The organism is Pseudomonas sp. P20 (assembly GCF_016463925.1).
Lineage (GTDB): Bacteria > Pseudomonadota > Gammaproteobacteria > Pseudomonadales > Pseudomonadaceae > Pseudomonas > Pseudomonas aeruginosa.
In genome coordinates this window covers 631-1,539 of sequence record NZ_JAEMVM010000077.1, presented here as the reverse complement: position 1 = coordinate 1,539, position 909 = coordinate 631, and the positions used below count along the sequence as shown (strand labels likewise).

General features: G+C 62.7%; 3 protein-coding genes. All 3 read right to left on the bottom strand.

What is annotated here, in order from left to right; all coding sequences use genetic code 11:
• Positions 1 to 33: 33 nt before the first annotated feature.
• From JHD77_RS31615 to JHD77_RS31605, 3 genes are read right to left on the bottom strand one after another with little or no spacing between them, the layout of a single operon-like run.
• On the bottom strand, positions 34 to 267 hold the full coding sequence (locus JHD77_RS31615) for a hypothetical protein (protein WP_003103841.1): 234 nt from the start codon (positions 265 to 267) through the stop codon (positions 34 to 36).
• The gene (locus tag JHD77_RS31610; protein WP_023082652.1) at positions 260 to 499 is read right to left on the bottom strand and encodes a hypothetical protein; all 240 of its coding nucleotides are present in this window, start codon (positions 497 to 499) and stop codon (positions 260 to 262) included. Before JHD77_RS31610 ends, JHD77_RS31615 begins: the two co-directional genes overlap by 8 nt.
• Positions 492 to 749, bottom strand: coding sequence for a hypothetical protein (locus tag JHD77_RS31605; protein ID WP_003448812.1), 258 nt, complete (start codon positions 747 to 749; stop codon positions 492 to 494). Before JHD77_RS31605 ends, JHD77_RS31610 begins: the two co-directional genes overlap by 8 nt.
• Positions 750 to 909: the final 160 nt, after the last annotated feature.

The following is a 909-nucleotide window of genomic DNA, read 5'->3' as shown; positions in this document are numbered from 1 at the left end:
CGATCAGGTGGACGATGGCGTGTTTGATAGGCATCAGAAAGACTCCTGGTTCAGGGAACGCTGCCTGTCGGCTCGACGGAGCAGGGCGCGGGCATTGAGCTCGCCGCGTGCGTCGCTTGGCGTGGAAGAGATGAAGATCGAGGCGCAGCCGATCTTGCTGAGCTTCAAGTGGCCGCCGGCGGAGCGGTCGACGCTCCAGCCTTCGGCTTGAGCGAAGGCCACCAGCCGGCGGACGCTTTCCCGGGCGCCGCGAAGGAAACTACGCATCAGTGGTCTCCTCGCTGTTGAGCTGCAGCCAGGTCTCCATCTCTGCCAGGGAGCGGGGAAGGCTGTCGGTGGCAGCAGCAGTCAGGAGGCGTTTCACCAGTTCCTGAAGGCAGCGACGATCGTTCTGTCGGCTGCAGGCCAGGTCGTCATGCGCGGAACGCAGCATGCGGACCTCTGTGCGCAGTTGAGCGAGCTCGTCAGCAACCGGCCGGTAAGCGGTGACGTCAGGCATCGCGCGCTACCTCCTTGGGATCTTTGCAGGACAGTTCCCAGCGACTCTCGATGCGCTTTTCGTGGTCGCCTGCCTGTGCCGGCATACGGGTGATGTAGGCGTTGTCCTCGCCGAATAGCCGTTCGGCAAGGCGGGAGGCTGCCACCTTGTCGCTCCAGGTGCAGGTCGCACGCTGCTTCTGAATGGTATTGGTCCAGAAGCCGGCGCCATCGAACTTGACGATGCACTGATAGGTCTGGGACGCCTTCATGATTCGGCCTCCTTACTGAGTGCATCACCGATCTGAACGGCCACCAGTTCGGGCAACTCCGGCTCATGCCCGGGATAGTTGTTGGCCAACTGATGCAGGAACTCACGCGCGGCGTCCTTGCTGCCTGCAATGCGGAATACGGCGGTGAGGTGCTGGGAGT

Bases quoted from the DNA above. Each gene is read 5' to 3' on its own strand.
- JHD77_RS31610 (WP_023082652.1), bottom strand. From the start codon at position 499: ATGCCTGACGTCACCGCTTACCGGCCGGTTGCTGACGAGCTCGCTCAA.
- JHD77_RS31605 (WP_003448812.1), bottom strand. From the start codon at position 749: ATGAAGGCGTCCCAGACCTATCAGTGCATCGTCAAGTTCGATGGCGCC.
- JHD77_RS31615 (WP_003103841.1), bottom strand. From the start codon at position 267: ATGCGTAGTTTCCTTCGCGGCGCCCGGGAAAGCGTCCGCCGGCTGGTG.